This is a genomic window from Nocardioides currus, assembly GCF_003057875.1.
Taxonomy (GTDB): domain Bacteria; phylum Actinomycetota; class Actinomycetes; order Propionibacteriales; family Nocardioidaceae; genus Nocardioides; species Nocardioides currus.
Genome location: NZ_PYXZ01000019.1, coordinates 1 through 1,782, shown reverse-complemented (window position 1 = coordinate 1,782; position 1,782 = coordinate 1). Strand labels below are relative to the sequence as shown.

2 protein-coding genes are annotated in these 1,782 nt (G+C 63.2%); one reads left to right on the top strand and one right to left on the bottom strand.

The annotated features are described in order from the left end of the window. Nucleotides 1-866 precede the first annotated feature (866 nt). Nucleotides 867-1,208, bottom strand: coding sequence for a hypothetical protein (locus tag C7S10_RS21890; RefSeq protein ID WP_108347068.1), 342 nt, complete (start codon nucleotides 1,206-1,208; stop codon nucleotides 867-869). A 135-nt stretch (nucleotides 1,209-1,343) separates the two neighbouring features. Between C7S10_RS21890 and C7S10_RS21885 the strand changes: the two genes are divergently transcribed. Then, on the top strand, nucleotides 1,344-1,613 hold the full coding sequence (locus tag C7S10_RS21885) for a hypothetical protein (protein WP_133176594.1): 270 nt from the start codon (nucleotides 1,344-1,346) through the stop codon (nucleotides 1,611-1,613). The last annotated feature ends 169 nt before the right edge of the window (nucleotides 1,614-1,782 follow it).

Below are 1,782 nucleotides of genomic sequence, written 5' to 3'. Positions count from 1 at the left end.
GGCGGCGGTATGACGCAGCCTTCCCGGGTGCACGGATCGCGGCAGATCCGGGCGTTCATCTGAAAGGCTGCGGGCTGTGACATACCCGCCACCGCCGAACCCCGATTGGTCCTATCTGCTTGAGCACGTGATGCCACGACTGGGCATGTGGACAGGCCGCGAGACCTACGAAAGGGCCGTCTTCTTGGTCGAGGGCTTCGACTTGGCCCAAGGTGGCCACGTCCACCCGCAACTGCAGGAGTGGGCGCAGCGGCGCTCTGGGACGACGAACATCGGCTGGCCGTGGGTGTTGCTCCGGCTCGCCCTGGGAACATCGCCCGACGTTCTGGAGGGCCGCGATCTGGGACCCCTTACTGCTGAGGAGGACCTTGCTGCCCTGTCCCTACTGCGGAAAGCACTTCGTGACGTGGTTGCGACTCACTAACCGCTCATCGGCATGTGCGGGCGCGCCGGTCGCGGCAGATCCGGATGCTCGGGATACACCCCTACCAGCCCTACGCGCGAACCACGCGTCAGCCATTACATGAGGAAGTCCAGTTCCTTGCCGGTGGACGTTGTCGCGCGAATGATGGCCGTCGGGGCACCCCACACGGTGGCCCAGTTCGTCCCGGCCGTCACCTCGATCGGGTCATCTGAAGGCGACTGAATGCGTATCCGCAGATGATCGCCGGGCCCGATGTCGTAGTCAGGACCGGCGGGCTCGAATCGAACGTGGAGCGGCTCGTCTTCACCTGGAGTCAGCAGGAATGTGTATGTGTCTCGCGCTGTCGCGCTTCCTTCGGGCATAGAGCAAGCCTCACATTCGTCAAGTGGCTCCATTCGAACATCGGCAGATCCGAACGTCCGGCAAGGTCCCACGAATCCGCCTAGCGAAACTCAGCCACGACCTCGATGCGCCCCACGATATGGGCATTGAGATCTTGAAGGTCCTCCGCCGGAATCCAGTACTCCAAGATCGTCTGGCCACCCGCTTGATGTACGTCGTAGGAATCGAGGAACGACTTCTCGACCTCGAAACGGGTCACGTACCCAGCACCACTCGCCTTAACGTTCCAGTCGCGCGCGATCCGGGTTGCGTAGTCCTCGTTGAGCACTGGGTAGAAGATCGGCTGGTCAGGTAGGCGCGGTGGCCACGCACGCCAGCCGGACTCCTCAACCAGGGCCAGTTCGTTCGGTCCAGTTGGCCGCCACAGCGTCACCGTCTCCACGACAGGAGCATCGCACGTCGACAGTGCAGCCCGCAGGGTGTGCTCGCACATCGGCATGAGCGGACACACGGATCGCGGCAGATGCGAACGAGCTGATTGCGGCATGAGCGGATGTTGGGATGGGAGACTGTGCCCATGGTGCTACGGCGCGACTTCGGGGAGTACCGATGGGCGATGACGCAGTTGTTTGCTGACGTAGACCCGTGGGGCTACATCAAGGACTATGCCGCCCCGGACGACGAGTACGACGAATACATCAACGCCCTATTGAGGTGGCGAGCGCCAGTGACCTCCGAGCATGTGGCCGAGGTCTTGGGTGGCGTTGAGCCCGAGAAAGTGGCGCGCCTAGTCGAGGGCATCGCTCGCATCCGCCGTGACTACGGCTACGACGGCGGCGAAGAGTAACTTTCCGCTCATCGGCAGATCCGGATGTTGCGAGCGTCCCCGACAAGCGGCGGAATGGGCTACGGCGCGTGTGACGGCGATCCAGGAGCAGCTTCCGCAGGTGCGCTCCTGCCTCGCTACCGCTATGTTCAGCCGTCGTCCGGGCGTAGAAGCGTTGAGGCTCTACCTG

Coding starts and splice junctions, on each gene's coding strand:
- C7S10_RS21885 (WP_133176594.1), top strand. CDS start 1,344: ATGGTGCTACGGCGCGACTTCGGGGAGTACCGATGGGCGATGACGCAG.